Raw genomic sequence first — 17,133 nt, 5'->3', positions numbered from 1 at the left:
TGCAAACAACATCCGTGTCAGGCGTTTGAAGCAATTTGTCCGGTGGGGATGGGATATGGAAAGATATCCCTGTTCTGTGTAACAGGCACGAACCGGTCAGCCGCCGTGAGGTGGCGCTAGGGTCCTCTGTCTTAAACTGAAAAGGAAAACATTCAATGGCAAACCTCATTGACAAGATCGACGCAGCCCAGCTGCGTGACGATATCCCGTCCTTCCGCCCGGGCGACACCCTTGACGTCAACGTCAAGGTTATCGAGGGCAACACCGAGCGTACCCAGCTCTTCAAGGGTGTCTGCATCCGCCGCCAGGGTGCCGGCATCCGCGAGACCTTCACCGTGCGTAAGGTTTCCTTCGGCATCGGCGTGGAGCGTACCTTCCCGGTGCACTCCCCGAACATCGCCTCCATCGAGGTTGTTCGCCGCGGCCGCGTTCGCCGCGCGAAGCTGTACTACCTGCGCGACTTGCGCGGTAAGAAGGCCCGCATCAAGGAGCGCCGCTAATCCTCGTGCGCTTCGGCCCTTCGTCTCTCACCATCGTTCGGTGGGGCGGCGGAGGGCCTGTGCTGTTTTAGGCCCGCGCCGCGCCGCCTTACCGAGATGTCGCGGGGCATTGCTAGGATTTAGCCCGTGAATAAAGACAAGGACATGACCGAAGATGTCGCTGAAGATGTCACTAAGGGTGCCGCGCGGGACAGTGCTGACGCGGACAGGGCTGACGCTGCTCGAAGTGAAGGCGCTGCGGTAGGGGGGACGTCGCCAAGCACTGCGGAGCCGGCTTCGGCGTCACGCGAAGACAAGAAGCAGATGCCGTGGTTCCTTGAGACCATCATCGTGGTGGTGTGCGTGCTTGCAGTGGTAGGCGTCTTCCAGAACTTCGTGGGCCGGCAGTACGTCATCCCGTCGGGATCGATGGAGCCCACCCTGCATGGCTGCACTGGCTGCAACAATGACCGCATCTTCACTGAGAAGGTTTCCTACTACGGCGACAAGGAACCAGAACCCGGTGACGTCGTTGTGTTCAAGGGCACCAAGGATTGGGATACCAACTGGCAATCGCCGCGCTCTGATAACCCTGTCATTCACCGCATACAGGACGCCCTGAGCTATGTCTCCCTGACTCCACCGGATGAGAACACGTTGGTCAAGCGCGTGGTGGCTACCGGTGGACAGACCGTCTCCTGTCAGGAGGGGGATCCTGCCGTCATGGTGGACGGTGAACCGATTGAGCAAGACTATGTCCAAGACCCGCCAACCTACCGAGTGGACGAAACCACCGGTTCCTATGCCTGCGGCGGTGCCTACTTTGGGCCCGTGACCGTGCCGGAGGGCAATATCTGGGTCATGGGTGACAACCGCACCGCCTCGGCGGATTCGCGCTACCACATGCAGGACGAGTACCAGGGCACCATTCCCGTGGAGAATGTACGCGGCAAGGTGATGTTTGTTTTCTTCCCCTTCAACCGCATCGGTGGGGTCGATGACCCGGACATCCAGTCCTAAGCGCTGCGCGGAGACCGCGCGGCTGCGCACCCGGGATGTGGTGTGGGCACTCGCGGTCACCTTCGCCGTGCTGGCGCTGATTCAGGCCTGCGTGGGGCGGATGTACCTCATTCCCTCCTCCTCGATGGAGCCGACGCTGCACGGCTGCCCCGGTTGCACGAATGACCGCATAGTGGTGCAGAAGGTCAGCTATTACTTCTCCGATCCTCGCCCAGGGGACGTCGTGGTCTTTTCGGGGCCGGACTCGTGGAATACCTCTTTCAACGTTGACCGCTCCCAAAATGTCATGCTGCGCGGTCTGCAAAACCTCGGTGCCGTGGTGGGGCTCGTGCCCAATGGTGACAACATCTTGGTCAAGCGCGTCATTGCCACGGGTGGACAAACCGTGTCCTGTGAGGAGGGTGACCCCTCCGTAATGGTGGACGGCCATGCCACGAATCAGGAGGTGGTGCTTGACCCACCGGAAATTCCCATTGATGACCGGGTTGGCTCACAGGCATGTGGCGGCGCCTATTTTGGTCCGGTCACGGTGCCGGAGGGGCACCTGTGGGTCATGGGGGATAACCGCACGAACTCCCTGGATTCGCGCGCACATCTGGGCGATAAGCTGCAGGGGACGGTACCCGTAGGCAATGTGCGTGGCAAAGTAGCGGCCGTAGTACTGCCGGTGAGCCGGGCGCAGCTCATCGACCACCCAGGGTTATGAGACGTCTCAAACAGAAGCGCACCTATGAGGTAGCCCTGTCAAAGGCCGGTTTAGGCCCAGTGGCAGGCGTGGATGAGGCCGGGCGCGGGGCTTGTTGTGGACCGGTGACTATTGCTGCCTGTATCCTTCCGGACCGTATTATTCAAGGCTTAGAGCGCCTTGATGATTCCAAGAAGTTGAGCCCCGCGGCCCGAGCACAGTTGGAGCCCGTCATCAAGCGTCGCGCGCTGGCGTGGTCCGTTGTGCACATTGACGCCGGGTCCATAGACACTTTCGGCATTCAGCACGCCAACGTCTCCGGCATGCGCCGCGCGGTGGCGCAGCTCGAGGTGCAACCACGCTATGTGCTTACCGACGCCCTCCGCGTCCCCGGCATCCCTGCCCCACAGCTGCCGATCATCGGTGGAGATGCGGCTGCGCGGTGCATTGCGGCGGCCAGCATCTTGGCCAAGGTGTCTCGGGACCGACTTATGGATAGCTTGGCGGAGCGCTACCCAGGCTACGGGCTGGGAAACCATAAAGGCTATGGCACCGCTGCGCACCAGGACGCCATTGCGCGCTTGGGAGCGACCCCGGAGCATCGGATGAGTTACCGCAATGTGGCAGGCGCTCATGCTCAATTCCTCGCGCGCGCCTGAGCCGTTCGGAGCGCTGCGGGAAGTAAGCTGAGGCACGTTCTGTCAGAAAGAGTGACAACGACCGGACATGTGAGCGAAGGAGAAGCACGCCGTGAGCGCTGAGGAACTCGATAACTACGAGGCTGAAGTCGAGCTGTCACTGTACCGCGAATATCGCGATGTGGTCAGCCAATTCTCCTACGTGGTGGAGACTGAACGCAGGTTTTACCTGGCCAACGCGGTCGAGCTTATTCCGCATACCTCGGGGCCAGATGTTTACTACGAGGTCCGTATGTCGGATGCGTGGGTATGGGACATGTACCGCTCCGCGCGTTTCGTGCGCTATGTCCGCGTCATCACGTACAAGGACGTCAACATCGAAGAGTTGGACAAGCCCGACTTCGTGCTGCCGGAATAAGCAGGTAGCCAGCAGCAGCTGAGTCCTCGCTCGGCTGCGGTGAGTGTGGATAACCGTCGGGGAGAGGGGGCTCAATCGGTGACCCCGGACTAGTTATCCACAGAACTATGGCTTCTTGGGGCCAGGTCCTCGCCAGGAGGGGCGTTACTGGGGTGTTCTGGACAGTGTCGTGAGATTAACGGCATAAGGAATGTGCTTGTGTCGTGCTTGCGGCGTGCAACGAACACGATCACTCCAAGGAGCACCTCCATGACCAGATCTACAGCGACCACGCCCCGCGTTGGGGACCTCCATGCGCCTATAGGGCAGACTATGCGTCCGAAGGACGCTTTAGGGCGCGCTGGTGAGAAATTCGCGGCCGACTTCTACCGGGCACGCGGAAGCCAGGTGATAGCCGCCAATGTCCACTATCGCGTGGGCGAGATTGACCTCGTGGTCCGAGAACCAGATGGAACCATCGTTTTCGTCGAGGTCAAGACCCGCGCCTCGCGCGAGTACGGCGTGGCGGAATCAGTGACGAAACGGAAGCTACAGCGCCTACGCAAGGCGGCCGCGCAGTGGCTGGATGGTAAGCCGATCTCCGAAATCCGCTTTGATGTCCTCGGCCTAGTGAAATCCGGCACCGACTTCGATGTCGAGTACTTCCAGGGGGTGGAGCATGGCTCTCGGTAGATGCGACACCATTGCGCTCGATGGCGTCCTGGCCAAAGTCGTGGTTGTGGAAGCCAACGTCGGCCCCGGGCTGCCTGGGGTTCATGTGGTGGGCTTAGGCGACGCTGCAATTTCTGAGTCCCGTGACCGCATCCGCACCGCGGTGAGTAATTCACGCCTGCCCTGGCCGAAAACCAAGGTGGTTGTGTCTATGTCTCCGGCTTCCTTACCGAAGGCAGGCGCACACTTCGATTTGCCCATGGCGTTGGCCATCCTGGCTGCGGGGCAAGCCGAGAATTGCCGGCTCAACGGCACTATTGTCCTAGGAGAACTAGGACTTGATGGACGTGTCCGGCCGGTCTCTGGAATTATCCCCGCACTGCTGGCCGCCCGTTCACAGGGCTATGACACGCTCATTATCCCGCCGGGCAATGCTGCCGAGGCAGCGCTTGTGCCAGGCATGCGGGTACTGGTGGCAGAGACCCTGTGGGATGCTTTTGCCTGGGCATGCGGCAATGATTGCTTGCCAGCGGCAGAGCACGTTGCGCGCGACGTGGTGCCTGTGCGCGAAGAATTAGCTGACTTCAGTGAGATTGCTGGGCAAAAGGAGGCAAAGTGGGCAGCGGAGGTTGCTGCAGCCGGCGGCCACCACGTCATGATGGTGGGCCCACCTGGCTCCGGCAAGTCCATGATCGCCTCCCGCTTGCCGAGCATCCTTCCGCGCCTGACCACGGATCAAGCGGTCGAAGCCACGGCTATTCATTCAGTAGCGGGTTCAGTGGGAACAGTCATTTCACGTGCCCCCTTTATTGCTCCGCATGCCTCAGTGACCAGGGCGGCGCTGATCGGCGGGGGTTCAGGTAGGCCACGGCCCGGCGCGGTGAGCCTGGCGCATCACGGCGTTCTCTTTCTCGATGAGGTCAGTGAGGTTCCCGCCCAGGTTCTCGATGGGTTGCGGGCACCTCTGGAGGAAGGCCAGGTACGGCTCGCGCGGGCGCGCCGGGAAGTAACCTTCCCTGCACGGTTCCAGCTTGTACTCGCGGCGAATCCGTGTCGGTGCGGTACAGAGGACCCGGCACGCTGCGAATGTAGATCAGTCGACAGAATGAACTATCTCTCTAATCTGTCGGGACCGCTGCGGGATCGTCTCGACATCGTGGTGTCACTGTCAGGACAATCAGCCGTGCTCAATGCCGAAGGGGAGGAGACCTCAGCGGTGATTGCTGAGCGCGTGGCGATGGCCCGCGAGCGTATGGCCCAACGGTGGGCATCCGATGGGCTCGACGTACTCATCAATGGAGCGGTGCCGGCATCCTATTTGCGCCGCCACCGGCCTGCGGCGGAGTCCGCTATGGTCATGCTCGCGGCCTACCTGGCCGAAGGAGAGCTGAGCCAACGCGGAGTCGACCGCGTTCTGCGCCTGGCCTGGACGTTGGCGGATCTGGAAGGTTCACAGCGCCCGGACCTCGACCATGTCAGTAGAGCGCTCGATTTGCGTGGCTCCGGCACTATTGAAAGGTTGGCGGCATGAGCGAGCTCAATCTGTCGACGCCCCAGCACACGTGGGCCTACCTTAACCGCGTGGTGGAAGGCCCGTCCCCCGTACTTCATGGATTGCTTACCCACTATCCAGCGGAGGAAATCGCGCATGGAATCTACAAGGGAGAGGATTGGATAGGTCCGCTGCGTCAGACCACGGCGTCGCGCCGTGACTGGCTCCGCCAAGAGGAGGACCTAGCTGCTGCCGAGGCGGTAGGGGCTAGACTCATTACTCCGGAGGATACCGAGTGGCCAGGCGAGGAATTCTCCAGTGCTTTCGGTTTCTATCAACAAGGCGTGGTGGATGCTCCTGCGACCTTTGACGATCAAGCGGTGCCACCCCACAGCCTGTGGGTACGCGGCAGCAATCTGCGTGAGACATTGGCACAGTCGGTGGCGTTGGTTGGCACTCGGGCGATAAGCCGCTATGGATGGGAAGCTAGCCGTCTCCTCGCTGGCGGATTAGCCTCACACCAGTGGACGGTGGTTTCCGGCGGGGCAGTAGGCGTGGATACCGCGGTACACGAGGCCGCTGTGGAAGCTGGCGGGCAGACCGTGGCCGTGGCTGCCTGCGGCATTGATATTTCCTACCCGGCGCGCAATGCCTCACTTTTCAAGCAGATCGCCGGTTCTGGTTGCGTGGTGTCGGAGTTCGCGCCGGGAACGCGGCCGCAGCGATTCCGATTCCTCTCTCGCAATCGCCTCGTGGCGGCGATGACTGCTGGAACCGTCGTGGTGGAAGCTGGTTTTCGCTCAGGGGCACTGAACACGTTGAACTGGGCCGAAGCTTTGGGGCGAGTGGCCATGGCGGTACCAGGGCCGATAACGACGTCTGGGTCGCTAGGGTGCCACCAGCGCATCCAAGAAGGGCGCGCCCAGTTGGTCGCCTCGGCTGATGAAGTGCGCGGCTTGGTGGGGCAAGCCGGAGCCGTGGACGCAGCGGGGCAGTATGAATTGGAGTTTCAACCCACGGCAGTGCAGCGCCTCTCGCGCAACGAACTCAAGGTTTATGACTCGACCCCTCCGGAAACTGCGGATTCGGGCGCTAGTGCTGAGGACATCGCGGCTGCAGCGGGGATGCGGGTTGCCTTAACGGTGCACCTGCTCGTGGCGATGCAAAAGATGGGGGTGATAGCGCGCTCGGGGGCGCTGTGGCAGCGCACATGAGTAGACTTATGAGTCATGAGTGGCGCAAGTGAAAGAAGTGGGCGGCGCGTAGGTGGGCAGCTAGGTGAGGCAATTGAGGATTTCGCCGAGCACCAGCGCATCGTACGCGGCCGTTCCGAGGCCACCGTGCGCGGATACTGCTCCGATCTGCGGCTTTTGGCTTGCAGCGTGCCTGATTTTCAGTCTTTCACATTGAGCTCCCTGCGTGCGTGGCTAGCCCAAGGCGTTGAAGAGGGTAAATCGCGCTCCACGCTGGCACGGCGCACTGCTTCCGTGCGTGCGTTCTCGGCGTGGGCGGCGCGCGAAGGTCATCTTGACGCTGATGTTGCCCAACGTCTTGTTACACCAAAAGTAGGCAAGCATCTGCCCACGGTCATGTCTCCCACTGCAGCTGGCGAGCTGATGGGCAATGCGGTCTCTTCGGACGAGGTTCACTATTTGCGTGACAGTGCCATGCTCGAATTTCTCTATGCCACTGGCGTGCGTGTAGCCGAGATCGTGGGCCTTGACGTGGACGATGTTGACCTCTCACGCCGTACCGCACGCGTGACAGGTAAAGGAAACAAGCAACGCGTTGTGCCTTTTGGCGAGGCGGCTGCCGACGCGCTCACCGCGTGGCTTTCTGCCGGCCGTGCCCAGTTAGCGGGGCAGACAGAAGCAATGTTCGTAGGAACTCGTGGCGGCCGCATTGATGCCCGTCAAGTTCGGCGTGTTGTTGAGCGTGCCGCCCAGGTTAGTGGTGCCTCGGGGCTTACTCCGCACGGCCTGAGACACTCCGCGGCAACGCATTTATTAGAAGGCGGCGCGGATCTTCGTATGGTCCAGGAATTATTGGGCCACTCATCGCTCCAAACAACGCAGGTCTATACGCACGTCTCGGCACAGCGTCTCAAGGACGTGTACGCGCAATCCCACCCACGGGCTTGAGTCGAATGATGGGTTCTCCCAGCAGACTCAGTGGATCAATGTAGTCGTCGCGGCCTTCAATAGCTCCCCAATGCAGCCCAGGATAGCCATCGACGGAAGGTGCGAGAGTCCCGATAACCTGTCCTTCGCTCACGTGGTCGCCCTTTTCCACCCGCGCGTGGACGGGCTGGTAAGTCGTGCGGATACCGTTAGCGTGCGCGATAGACACCACTGGTGTGCCGGCCACGGAACCAGCGAAGTGCACGACGCCATCGCCCGCGGTTCGTACCTTGCCGCCTACGGGTAAGGCCAGATCCACTCCACGGTGGCCGGCCAGCCAACGCTTTTCTGGTGGTTCGAAGCCACGGACAACTTGCGTGGCGGTGGGTGTCCCGGTAGTGGGATCGACGAAGGCGGCGGAGAGGGGTACGGCGATAAGCGCCGACCAGAGAACGACAACAAGCGCGACGGTGACGGTGAGAGGATGAAGGCGGTGAACCATGCTCTCAGCATGACTGTGGGGTGACATTGAGGGAAGAAGGCAGCGATGCCCTGTGGATAACATGTCAACGATGGTGCTTATGGTGAAGCAGTGAAGAACTGTGTGAAACCTTCAACAAAGAGCATGTGAAAATAGGCCTGTCGTTTTGGACTCCTCATGGTTGCGGTATTAAGCTGGCCGTCAGCAGTCTGTGTTCACTGTGCTTGTGCTTCCCTTCGGGCACGATGTCCTCGGAGCATAAAGGTAGGAACATCGGATTGACTACGCGCGGCGAAGTAGTCGCTTCCTGGGTTAAGGGAGAGACAGTCCGTGGTTGACGTGGTCCCCATGTAAATGGGGTGTTGGCCTGGGCCTTCGTTGCTAGGGTGCGGAATAAAACACCGCACAATTTTTGTAAAACCGAAACAACCTAAAAGAAAGCGAGCGAATCATGGCAGTTGTAACCATGCGCGAGCTCCTCGACGCTGGTGTCCACTTCGGCCACCAGACCCGTCGCTGGAACCCGAAGATGAAGCGCTACATCTTCACCGACCGTAACGGCATCTACATCATCGACCTGCAGCAGACGCTGACCTACATCGATGAGGCCTTCGAGTTCGTCAAGGAGACCGTTGCGCACGGTGGCACCATCCTTTTCGTGGGCACCAAGAAGCAGGCTCAGGAAGCAGTTGCTGAAGAGGCAACCCGCGTTGGCATGCCGTACGTGAACCACCGCTGGCTGGGCGGTATGCTCACCAACTTCCAGACTGTCTCCAAGCGCCTCAAGCGCATGAAGGAGCTGCAGGCCATGGATGCCGCTGAGGACGGCTACAAGGGCCGCACCAAGAAGGAAGTTCTCATGCTGAACCGCGAGCGCATCAAGCTTGAGCGCGTTCTGGGCGGCATCGCCGAAATGAGCAAGGCTCCGTCCGCACTGTGGATCGTTGACACCAACAAGGAGCACATCGCGGTCAAGGAAGCTCACAAGCTCAACATTCCGGTTGTGGCCATCCTGGACACCAACTGCGATCCGGATGAGGTCAACTTCCCGATCCCGGGCAACGATGACGCTATCCGCGCCACCAAGCTGCTCTCCGGCATCATTGCTACCGCAGTGGAAGAGGGCAAGAAGGCCCGTGAGGAGCGCCAGCTTGCACAGGCTAAGGAAGCCGCTGGCGATTCCGCTGAGAAGGACGCTCGCGACGCCGCTGAGGCTGCCGCAGCTTCCGACCCGGCCTCCGCCGACAAGGCTGAGGACGCCGAGAAGTCCGCAGAGTAATCTGCGTCCCCTAAGCCCCCGCACCGCGTGGTATTTATCACCCGCGGCGATGGGGGCTTTTCTCACGCGCCCGACCAAGGCGTGTGACACGCCACCACATGCACACTGTGCCGCGTGGTGTTCCACGCGTTACCCTCGCGGGGGAGTTGAAGAATCACTAACACCCCCTCAACGCGACGTGGTGGTAGCGATTCAGCTACGCTGTTTCATCGAATACCGTTTAATTCCAAGGAGGAACGCTCCAACTATGGCGAACTACACTGCTGCAGACGTTAAGGCATTGCGCGAGGCTACCGGCGCCGGCATGCTCGATTGCAAGAAGGCCCTCGACGAGTCTCAGGGTGACTACGACAAGGCTGTCGAGTACCTGCGCATCAAGGGTGCAAAGAACGTATCCAAGCGCGCTGAGCGCGAGGCTACCGAAGGCCTCGTTGCCGTATCCGGCAACACCATGGTCGAAATCAACTGTGAGACCGACTTTGTAGCTAAGAATGATGCCTTCAAGGCTTTCGCTACCAAGATCGCCGCAGCAGCTGGCGAGGCCAAGGTCAACTCCGGCGAGGAGCTGAACAACCTTGAACTCGACGGCAAGAAGGTCTCCGAGGTCGTTGACGAGGAGTCCGCAAAGACCGGTGAGAAGCTGCAGGCACGCCGCGCTGTCACCATCGAGGGCGACAACGTTGCTGTCTACCTGCACCAGCGTTCCGCTGACCTGCCGCCGGCAGTGGGTGTTCTCGTGTCCTACGAGGGCAACGAAGAGGGCGCACACGCTGCGGCCCTGCAGATTGCTGCGATGAACGCTGAGTACCTCACCCGCGAGGATGTCCCGGCTGAAATCGTGGAGAAGGAGCGCGAAATCGCTGAGGCTACCACCCGCGAGGAGGGCAAGCCGGAGGCTGCCCTGCCGAAGATCGTGGAAGGCCGTCTCAACGGCTTCTACAAGTCCGTCGTTCTGCTTGAGCAGGCTTCCCTGTCTGACTCCAAGAAGACCGTCAAGCAGGTTGCTGAGGAAGCCGGCACCACCATCAAGAGCTTCGTTCGCTACGAGGTAGGCGCCTAAGCCCTCTCTAAGCATCACGTGCTTTTAGCGCGCGTCCCCCTTACTCCCTCCCGCGTCTGCTGGGATGAGAGAGAGGGGGACGTTGTCGTTTGGGGGCGTCGCCAAGCACTGCGTGGGGACAGGCGCGGGTGAATATTTATGACGACGGCACCTATGGTTAAGATGGAACAGAATAATTCAAGTGCTTACCTCGGATGCTCAATTTGGAGCACCGCCACGCGTGAAGGAGACGATGAAGGCCGTGACCACCCCTGAATCGAAGCGAACCGGATACAAGCGAGTCATGCTCAAGCTGGGCGGTGAGATGTTCGGCGGAGGCAAGGTCGGCATTGACCCCGACGTTGTGGAAAACGTCGCCCGCCAGATCGCTGAGGTGGCCAGTCAAGGCACCGAGATTGCCGTTGTCATCGGCGGAGGCAACTTCTTCCGAGGCGCCGAACTCTCCCAGCGCGGTATGGACCGTGCCCGCTCTGACTACATGGGCATGCTCGGCACCGTCATGAACTCCCTAGCACTCCAAGATTTCCTCTCCCAGCAGGGCATTGACTGCCGCGTTCAGACCTCCATTAACATGGCGCAGATTGCGGAGCCCTACCTGCCGCTGCGAGCTGACCGCCACCTGGAAAAGGGCCGAGTCGTCATCTTCGGCGCCGGCATGGGTATGCCGTATTTCTCTACCGATACCACCGCTGCACAGCGCGCTCTGGAAATTGGCGCAGAGGTTCTTTTCTTGGCTAAGGCCGTTGACGGTGTGTATTCGGCAGATCCGCGCACTAACCCGGATGCGGAGCTCTATTCCGAAATTACCCCGCGTGAGGTCATCGAGAAGGGCTTGAAGGTGGCTGATGCCACCGCATTCAGCCTCTGCATGGACAACAACATGCCGATGCTGGTGTTCAACCTCCTCACCGAAGGCAACATCAAGCGCGCTGTCAATGGTGAGAAGATCGGCACGCTAGTCCAGTCTTAGTACAAACCAGCCGCGACCTGCTAGATTCTTTCCCAGAACTTTTAACTATTTCAAGGGAGTTGTAAACCCTCATGATCGACGAGATCCAGCTCGAAGCAGAAGAGCACATGACCGCCTCGGTGGAGCACGCCCGCGAGCAGCTTCTCACCATCCGCACCGGCCGTGCGAACCCCTCCATGTTTAACGGCCTGGTGGCTGACTACTACGGCGCTCCGACCCCGATTACGCAGATGGCCACCATCTCTGTTCCGGAGCCGCGCATGCTGCTCATCAAGCCCTACGAGCAGTCCATGATTCACGAGATCGAGAACGCTATCCGTAACTCGGATCTTGGTGTTAACCCGACTAATGACGGCCAGGTACTGCGCGTCACCGTGCCGCAGCTGACTGAGGAGCGCCGCCGCGACATGGTCAAGATGGCCAAGAGCAAGGGCGAGGATGGCAAGATTGCTATTCGCAACATCCGCCGCAAGGCCATGGAGCAACTCAAGAAGCTTCAGAAAGATGGCGATGCAGGCGAGGATGAAGTCATCGCCGCCGAGAAGGAGATGGAGAAGATCACCTCCGGCTACATCGACCAGGTGGACAAGCTCGTCGCCAACAAGGAAGAGGAGCTCATGGAGGTTTAACCTCCTTTAATGAACTCCGATTTGCCGCCGCGCCAAGGCACCGACCAGCACGGCGGCCTTTTCTGTGTAGGAACCCACCACGTGACAAGGAGCTAGCGTGACCACTGAGCACTCGCGGCATACCCGCCGAATGCCCAAGCCAAAAAATAGCGCGGGCCGTGATCTGCCCGCCGCCATTGGCGTCGGAGTGGGACTGGGCGCACTCGTTGTTTTCGCGGTCTGGGCCGGGCCCTTTGTGTGGTATCTCGTTGTCGCTGCGGCCCTTGGTGTGGCCATGTGGGAGGTTCTCACCCGTCTTCGGGAGCATTCCTACCAGGTACCACGCACGCTGCTTATCGTCCTGGGCCAGGCGATGGTGTGGGTGTCGTGGTTTCTCAACGCCCCGGGGCTCGTAGCGGTCTACGTGGTGGCTGTTTTGGCGCTCATGTTTGGCCGTCTTTTCCACAATGGGCGGCACCGCCCACCGATTAACTATCTTCGCGATATGTCCGTCGGTATCTTCGTGCTGACCTGGATTCCCCTCTTCGGAACCTTCGCGGCAATGCTGTCTCGGGTGGAGACGCCCTTTGCCTCAGGAGCGGCGTCAATCGTGGTGTTCATGCTCTGCGTCGTAGCCTCCGATACCGGCGGCTTCATCGCTGGCGTTATGTTTGGCTCACACCCTATGGCCCCCGCGGTAAGTCCTAAGAAATCCTGGGAAGGCTTCGCCGGCTCGGTCATTTTTGGCACTGTGACCGGCGCGCTGTGCTTTGCTTTTCTGCTGCACCACACCCCCTGGGTGGGCGCCCTCATGGGCCTCGGCCTCGTGTTTTGCGCTACCTTGGGCGATCTGGTGGAGTCACAGTTCAAGCGCGAACTGGGAATCAAGGATATGTCGGCTCTTCTGCCAGGACACGGCGGCATCATGGACCGCCTTGACGGCATGCTGCCGTCCGCAATGGTGACGTGGGTGGCCATGAGTTTTCTGACCACCCTCACGCCGTAGCGTCTGTTTGTTGTTTAGCGCTTGGCCTGCTTGCGCACCTGACGGCGCAGCTCGAACATGCGCCAGCCACCGACGAGCGCCATGATGAGCGCACCCGCAATCGCGCAGATCAGGTACGTGACGCCGGCCGGGAACTCGACGGACCAGTTGAGGAAGTTTAGCGGTACCTCATGCTGGTTCTGAAGAATGAAGATGATCAGCACGATGAGGAGCAGGAAGCCCACGATGAGGGCAATCCAGGTGCTGGCGGCGAAGGAGCCCTTTACCTTGCCATCGGACCCGTCTGTGGTGGTTGCCGGGGACGTCTCAGTGGTGGATGCCGGGGTGGTTGCGGGCGCATCGTACTCAACGGCGCTCGGGGTTGGTTCCGCTGAGCCAGTGGTGTCGTAGCTAGGGGTTTGTGCGTCATTGTCCGTGAGTGATTCATTCTCAGGGAACGTACCGGACGTGGGGCGGAAGTCTTCAGAGCGATTCTCGGGATTTGTCATACATCTATTAAATAGGTCAACATGTCACTTTCGCCACTTCAGCGGTACTTCGATTGGATAATGTGGCTAAAAACGTGGAAAATGGGCTTCACCATGGCTGAACCACTGAAACTGAATTTCTCCGCTCCGCGTCGCGGTCTACCCCCGAAGCACTTCGCGGACTTGACCGAGGACGAGCGCATCGAGGCACTCGCCGAACTTGGCCTGCCCAAGTTCCGAGCCAAGCAGCTGGCCAAGCACTACTACGTCCACCACACTGCTGACGTCTCCGAAATGACGGATATCCCGGCCGCGTCCCGTGAGGCCGTCCAGGAGAAGCTCTTCCCGGAGCTCATGACGCCCATTCGCCAGACCTCTACGGACGATGGTGAAACCACCAAGTCCCTCTGGCGTCTGCACGATGGCACGATGCTGGAGTCGGTGCTTATGCGTTACCCAGGCCGCGCCACTTTGTGTATTTCTTCGCAGGCTGGCTGCGGTATGGCGTGCCCCTTCTGCGCCACGGGTCAGGGAGGCCTCGACCGGAACCTCTCGACCGCCGAAATCGTCGAACAGTTCCGTCACGCTGCCCGCCTCATGGAAGCAGAGGGCGGTCGCCTGAGCAACGTCGTGTTCATGGGCATGGGCGAGCCGCTGGCCAACTACAAGCGCGTAGTCCAGGCTGTTCGCCAGATAACCGGCCAGGACCTCACTGGTTTCGGACTGTCTCAGCGCAACGTCACCGTGTCTACAGTGGGTCTGGCGCCGGCTATCCGCAAGCTGGCCGATGAAGACCTAGCCTGCACCTTGGCCGTATCTCTGCACACACCGGATGATGAACTGCGCGATAGCCTCGTACCCGTTAACAACCGCTGGCCGGTCGACGATGTGCTCGATGCCGCCCGCTACTATGCCGATAAGTCTGGCCGCCGCGTCTCTATTGAGTATGCGCTTATCCGTGACAAGAATGACCAGGACTTCCGAGCGGATATGTTGGGCCAGAAACTGCATGCAGCGCTGGGTTCCAAGGTTCACGTGAACGTCATTCCGCTCAACCCCACCCCGGGCTCCGAGTGGGATGCAGCGCCGAAGGCACGCCAGGATGAGTTCGTTCGTCGCGTCATCGCTCAAGGCGTGCCCTGCACGGTGCGCGACACTAAGGGCGATGAGATTGCCGCGGCCTGCGGCCAGCTGGCAGCTGATGAACGGGAGACTGCGTAACCAACGGCTTACAGTTGTCTAACAATGGTGTCGCGTTGACGATGTGAGACAACGCGACACTGTTGATGCTTGATATCGTTAAGGGCTATGACTCACCCTTATCGCGAGACACTTGTGCCGGATCCGCGAAGCCAGGCTTTGGCCGTACGCGACTTCTGCAAATCCTTTGGTAATCAGATAGCCGTCAATCACCTCAACCTCGATGTTCCGCGCGGCTCCATCTATGGAATAGTGGGGCCGAATGGTGCAGGTAAGACCACCATGCTCACCATGGCCTGTGGCCTGCAGCGCCCCGACGCCGGTCAGAGCTTTATCGCTGGCCATGACGTGTGGGCAGAGCCCATCCCAGCCAAGCAGTCCATGGGTCTGCTCATGGATGGTGCTCCTGTCTTCGACCGCCTGACTGGCGCCGAGTATCTCCACTACTTGGGTGCGCTGCGCAAGCTGGATCGTGAGGAGTCCCTGCGTCGTGCGCAGGAGCTTCTCGACGCCCTCTCCCTCGCCGACGCCGCCGACAAACGCATCGTGGATTATTCCGCCGGAATGACGAAAAAGATCCTCTTGGCTGGTGCTGTCCTCCACAACCCAGAGGTTCTCATCCTCGACGAACCGCTAGAAGCGGTGGACCCGGTGTCGGGACGGCTTATCCAGCAGCTGTTGCGTGCGTATGCCTCGCGCGGCGGCACGGTGATTCTGTCCTCACATGTCATGGAGCTGGTTGAAGGCGTGTGTGACCACGTCGCCATCATTAACGGCGGGCAGGTCATTACTGCCGGCCACGTCGATGATGTGCGGCAAGGGCAGAGCCTTTCTGACCTGTTCATCGCGGCCGTGGGCGGGCGCGACTTGGATGCCTCGAAGTTTGGATGGCTGCGCTCACCGTCACAAGGCATGCACGATGCAGAGGGAGGGGAGTAATGACCTCAACACTCTTCCGACTCCATCGCACTTTGTGGTGGCGCAGTGTGTCCTCCAATGCTTCGTCCATCATGATGATGCTGATGATGGCCTTGTACGGCTTTATCGGAGTAGTCAGCCTGCTCCTGATGGCGTGGACGGACATGTCAGAGCCAGGCAATGGCTATCATTCCCTGACCCTTGGAGCAGCCGGCGGCATGCTCATCTACGTTGTGCTCGCCATCTTCATGCCGGCGGGGGAGAACCAGCTATCACCGTCCACACTCGGTGCGCTTCCGCTGACCCCAAAGGAGGTGTACCCGGGACTGCTCTGGGCTAGTGTGCTGACGACTCGTGCACTTTTGTCGGTACTCTTTTCCACGGTGTATGCGGTGGCCGGAGCCATCATACTTGTGCTGCAGGGAGCGGCTTTGTACGCGTTTCCCTTTGTCGTCGGCATGATTCTGGCATGTATCACCACCATTGTCTTTGGCGAGTGCGTGGGATTCATTGCCTCCGCCATTGCTAACTCCCAAAAAGCGGGCGTCCAAGTCGCTGTGATGATCGTCATCGGCCTGCTCGTGTACGGCATCCTTCAATTGCAATCTGTGCTGGAGACCCTTCCCTCTCTCGGAGTCATGGGTTCCATCGCCGCCTGGACGCCATTCGGTGCTGCGGTGGGGTGGGGGCTTTCGCTTGCCGCTGGTAACCTCATCGCCGCCTTAGCCCAACTACTGATCGCGGTTCTCACCGTTGTTGCGCTGTTCTGGCTGTGGGCGGGGCAGGTTGCCAGGGTCATGCAGAACCCCGAGGCCGGCAGCGAGCATACCGCCGAAGTAACAGGGGAGGGAGTGTCAGCTTTTGAGCTTGGCACGTGGTCGTATACGAGTCCAGCCGCGATGGAGTTCACTCGCGCATTGCGCTATATTCGCCGTGATAGGCGCCTTATGGGCATGATTGTCGTGCTGCCTTTGTTCGCCATCTTTGTTTTTTACCAGCTGTGGCGCGGCGATGACTTCGTGGCCTTCTTTATGTTCTGTTTCAGCGCCGTCATGATGTCGACCATCCTGGCCAACGATTATGGATTTGACGGTCCGTCGAACTGGGTGAGCATGGTCGCACCAGTTCCCCCGCACACCATTTTGCACGCCCGGCATCTTGCCCACATCGTGGGCCCTTTCGCAGTCCACCTCGTCGTAGCGCTGATTATCATTATCTGTGCTGAGGACACACGCATCGCAGCGTTGGCAGTAGCGGTGGGCATCGGTACCTTTATTTCAACGGCCGCCATCAGCATGGGGCTTACCGTGCTCAATCCCTATCCTCTGTCGGAGCCGGGGGCCAATCGCTGGAATGACAAGTCTGGTTATTCGGGTGGCGCTTTCCTCGCAGCGTTTGCCGGCATGCTCCTCGCTTGGATGCCGGTGGTGCCGGGCATTATTGTTTCGTGGATGGCCTATGACCATGGCTGGCCGCTCTTTGTGGGGCCTGTTGTGTCCCTGCTTTTCCCGGTGATTGCCTACGTCGTGGTGTGGCGACTGGCCGGAAACTACGCGGACAAGCACATGCCCGAGATCTACTCCAAGGTTGATCACTACGTGAGCTAGCATCCTTGTGTGTGGGCATCAATGACGTGCGCAC

At 60.1% G+C, this 17,133-nt stretch carries 19 protein-coding genes; 17 read left to right on the top strand and 2 right to left on the bottom strand.

All coding sequences use genetic code 11. From position 1 onward, the window contains the following. Positions 1–155 precede the first annotated feature (155 nt). The 9 genes from rplS to HMPREF3149_RS00895 all read left to right on the top strand — a co-directional run bounded on the left by rplS (position 156) and on the right by HMPREF3149_RS00895 (position 7,524). Positions 156–500, top strand: coding sequence for a 50S ribosomal protein L19 (gene rplS, locus HMPREF3149_RS00935; RefSeq protein WP_042531383.1), 345 nt, complete (start codon positions 156–158; stop codon positions 498–500). Between the two features lie 303 nt (positions 501–803). Continuing rightward, positions 804–1,499: a signal peptidase I gene (gene lepB, locus HMPREF3149_RS00930; protein WP_042533312.1), complete on the top strand. Its 696-nt coding sequence runs from the start codon at positions 804–806 to the stop codon at positions 1,497–1,499. Continuing rightward, positions 1,477–2,205, top strand: coding sequence for a signal peptidase I (gene lepB / locus HMPREF3149_RS00925; protein ID WP_042531381.1), 729 nt, complete (start codon positions 1,477–1,479; stop codon positions 2,203–2,205). The genes lepB (HMPREF3149_RS00930) and lepB (HMPREF3149_RS00925) overlap by 23 nt, the downstream gene beginning before the upstream one ends. After that, positions 2,202–2,843 carry a ribonuclease HII gene (locus HMPREF3149_RS00920; RefSeq protein ID WP_070535811.1) on the top strand — a complete coding sequence of 214 codons (642 nt, stop codon included), beginning with the start codon at positions 2,202–2,204 and terminating at the stop codon, positions 2,841–2,843. Before lepB (HMPREF3149_RS00925) ends, HMPREF3149_RS00920 begins: the two co-directional genes overlap by 4 nt. Positions 2,844–2,934: 91 nt before the next feature. Then, positions 2,935–3,240: a DUF2469 domain-containing protein gene (locus tag HMPREF3149_RS00915; protein WP_005528899.1), complete on the top strand. Its 306-nt coding sequence runs from the start codon at positions 2,935–2,937 to the stop codon at positions 3,238–3,240. A gap of 249 nt (positions 3,241–3,489) precedes the next feature. Then, a complete protein-coding gene (locus tag HMPREF3149_RS00910) occupies positions 3,490–3,912 on the top strand; it encodes a YraN family protein (protein ID WP_042531376.1) in 423 nt (140 codons plus the stop codon). Further along, complete coding sequence (locus HMPREF3149_RS00905; protein ID WP_070535808.1) at positions 3,899–5,422, top strand: YifB family Mg chelatase-like AAA ATPase; 1,524 nt, start codon at positions 3,899–3,901, stop codon at positions 5,420–5,422. The genes HMPREF3149_RS00910 and HMPREF3149_RS00905 overlap by 14 nt, the downstream gene beginning before the upstream one ends. After that, positions 5,419–6,597: a DNA-processing protein DprA gene (gene dprA / locus HMPREF3149_RS00900; RefSeq protein WP_042531373.1), complete on the top strand. Its 1,179-nt coding sequence runs from the start codon at positions 5,419–5,421 to the stop codon at positions 6,595–6,597. Before HMPREF3149_RS00905 ends, dprA begins: the two co-directional genes overlap by 4 nt. 15 nt (positions 6,598–6,612) lie before the next feature. Then, positions 6,613–7,524, top strand: a complete 912-nt coding sequence (locus HMPREF3149_RS00895; RefSeq protein WP_042531370.1) for a tyrosine recombinase XerC — start codon at positions 6,613–6,615, stop codon at positions 7,522–7,524. On the opposite strand, the gene HMPREF3149_RS00890 is transcribed toward HMPREF3149_RS00895, so the two are convergent. Then, positions 7,487–8,005: a M23 family metallopeptidase gene (locus tag HMPREF3149_RS00890; RefSeq protein WP_042531368.1), complete on the bottom strand. Its 519-nt coding sequence runs from the start codon at positions 8,003–8,005 to the stop codon at positions 7,487–7,489. The two genes, HMPREF3149_RS00895 and HMPREF3149_RS00890, sit on opposite strands and share 38 nt — an antisense overlap. 430 nt (positions 8,006–8,435) lie before the next feature. On the opposite strand from HMPREF3149_RS00890, the gene rpsB reads away from it, so the two are divergent. The 5 genes from rpsB (at position 8,436) to HMPREF3149_RS00865 (ending at position 12,907) form a co-directional block, all read left to right on the top strand. Then, complete coding sequence (gene rpsB / locus HMPREF3149_RS00885) at positions 8,436–9,263, top strand: 30S ribosomal protein S2 (RefSeq protein WP_042531367.1); 828 nt, start codon at positions 8,436–8,438, stop codon at positions 9,261–9,263. Between the two features lie 247 nt (positions 9,264–9,510). Beyond that, positions 9,511–10,323, top strand: a complete 813-nt coding sequence (gene tsf / locus HMPREF3149_RS00880; RefSeq protein ID WP_070535806.1) for a translation elongation factor Ts — start codon at positions 9,511–9,513, stop codon at positions 10,321–10,323. A 232-nt stretch (positions 10,324–10,555) separates the two neighbouring features. Then, positions 10,556–11,293, top strand: coding sequence for a UMP kinase (gene pyrH, locus HMPREF3149_RS00875; RefSeq protein ID WP_042531363.1), 738 nt, complete (start codon positions 10,556–10,558; stop codon positions 11,291–11,293). Positions 11,294–11,364: 71 nt separating this feature from the next. Next, positions 11,365–11,922: a ribosome recycling factor gene (frr, locus tag HMPREF3149_RS00870; protein WP_042531361.1), complete on the top strand. Its 558-nt coding sequence runs from the start codon at positions 11,365–11,367 to the stop codon at positions 11,920–11,922. A gap of 130 nt (positions 11,923–12,052) precedes the next feature. Then, positions 12,053–12,907, top strand: a complete 855-nt coding sequence (locus HMPREF3149_RS00865; protein WP_201773999.1) for a phosphatidate cytidylyltransferase — start codon at positions 12,053–12,055, stop codon at positions 12,905–12,907. A 14-nt stretch (positions 12,908–12,921) separates the two neighbouring features. On the opposite strand, the gene HMPREF3149_RS00860 is transcribed toward HMPREF3149_RS00865, so the two are convergent. Next, on the bottom strand, positions 12,922–13,395 hold the full coding sequence (locus HMPREF3149_RS00860) for a LapA family protein (RefSeq protein ID WP_042531359.1): 474 nt from the start codon (positions 13,393–13,395) through the stop codon (positions 12,922–12,924). Between the two features lie 93 nt (positions 13,396–13,488). Between HMPREF3149_RS00860 and rlmN the strand changes: the two genes are divergently transcribed. The 3 genes from rlmN to HMPREF3149_RS00845 all read left to right on the top strand — a co-directional run bounded on the left by rlmN (position 13,489) and on the right by HMPREF3149_RS00845 (position 17,099). Then, entirely contained in the window at positions 13,489–14,595 is a 1,107-nt protein-coding gene (gene rlmN / locus HMPREF3149_RS00855; RefSeq protein WP_070536083.1) for a dual-specificity RNA methyltransferase RlmN, read from the top strand. Between the two features lie 87 nt (positions 14,596–14,682). Further along, positions 14,683–15,513, top strand: a complete 831-nt coding sequence (locus HMPREF3149_RS00850) for an ABC transporter ATP-binding protein (RefSeq protein ID WP_042531358.1) — start codon at positions 14,683–14,685, stop codon at positions 15,511–15,513. Next, a complete protein-coding gene (locus HMPREF3149_RS00845; RefSeq protein ID WP_070535803.1) occupies positions 15,513–17,099 on the top strand; it encodes an ABC transporter permease in 1,587 nt (528 codons plus the stop codon). Before HMPREF3149_RS00850 ends, HMPREF3149_RS00845 begins: the two co-directional genes overlap by 1 nt. The last annotated feature ends 34 nt before the right edge of the window (positions 17,100–17,133 follow it).

Source organism: Corynebacterium sp. HMSC05E07 (genome assembly GCF_001807225.1).
GTDB lineage: Bacteria > Actinomycetota > Actinomycetes > Mycobacteriales > Mycobacteriaceae > Corynebacterium > Corynebacterium singulare.
This window is presented reverse-complemented; position numbering and strand designations above follow the sequence as displayed.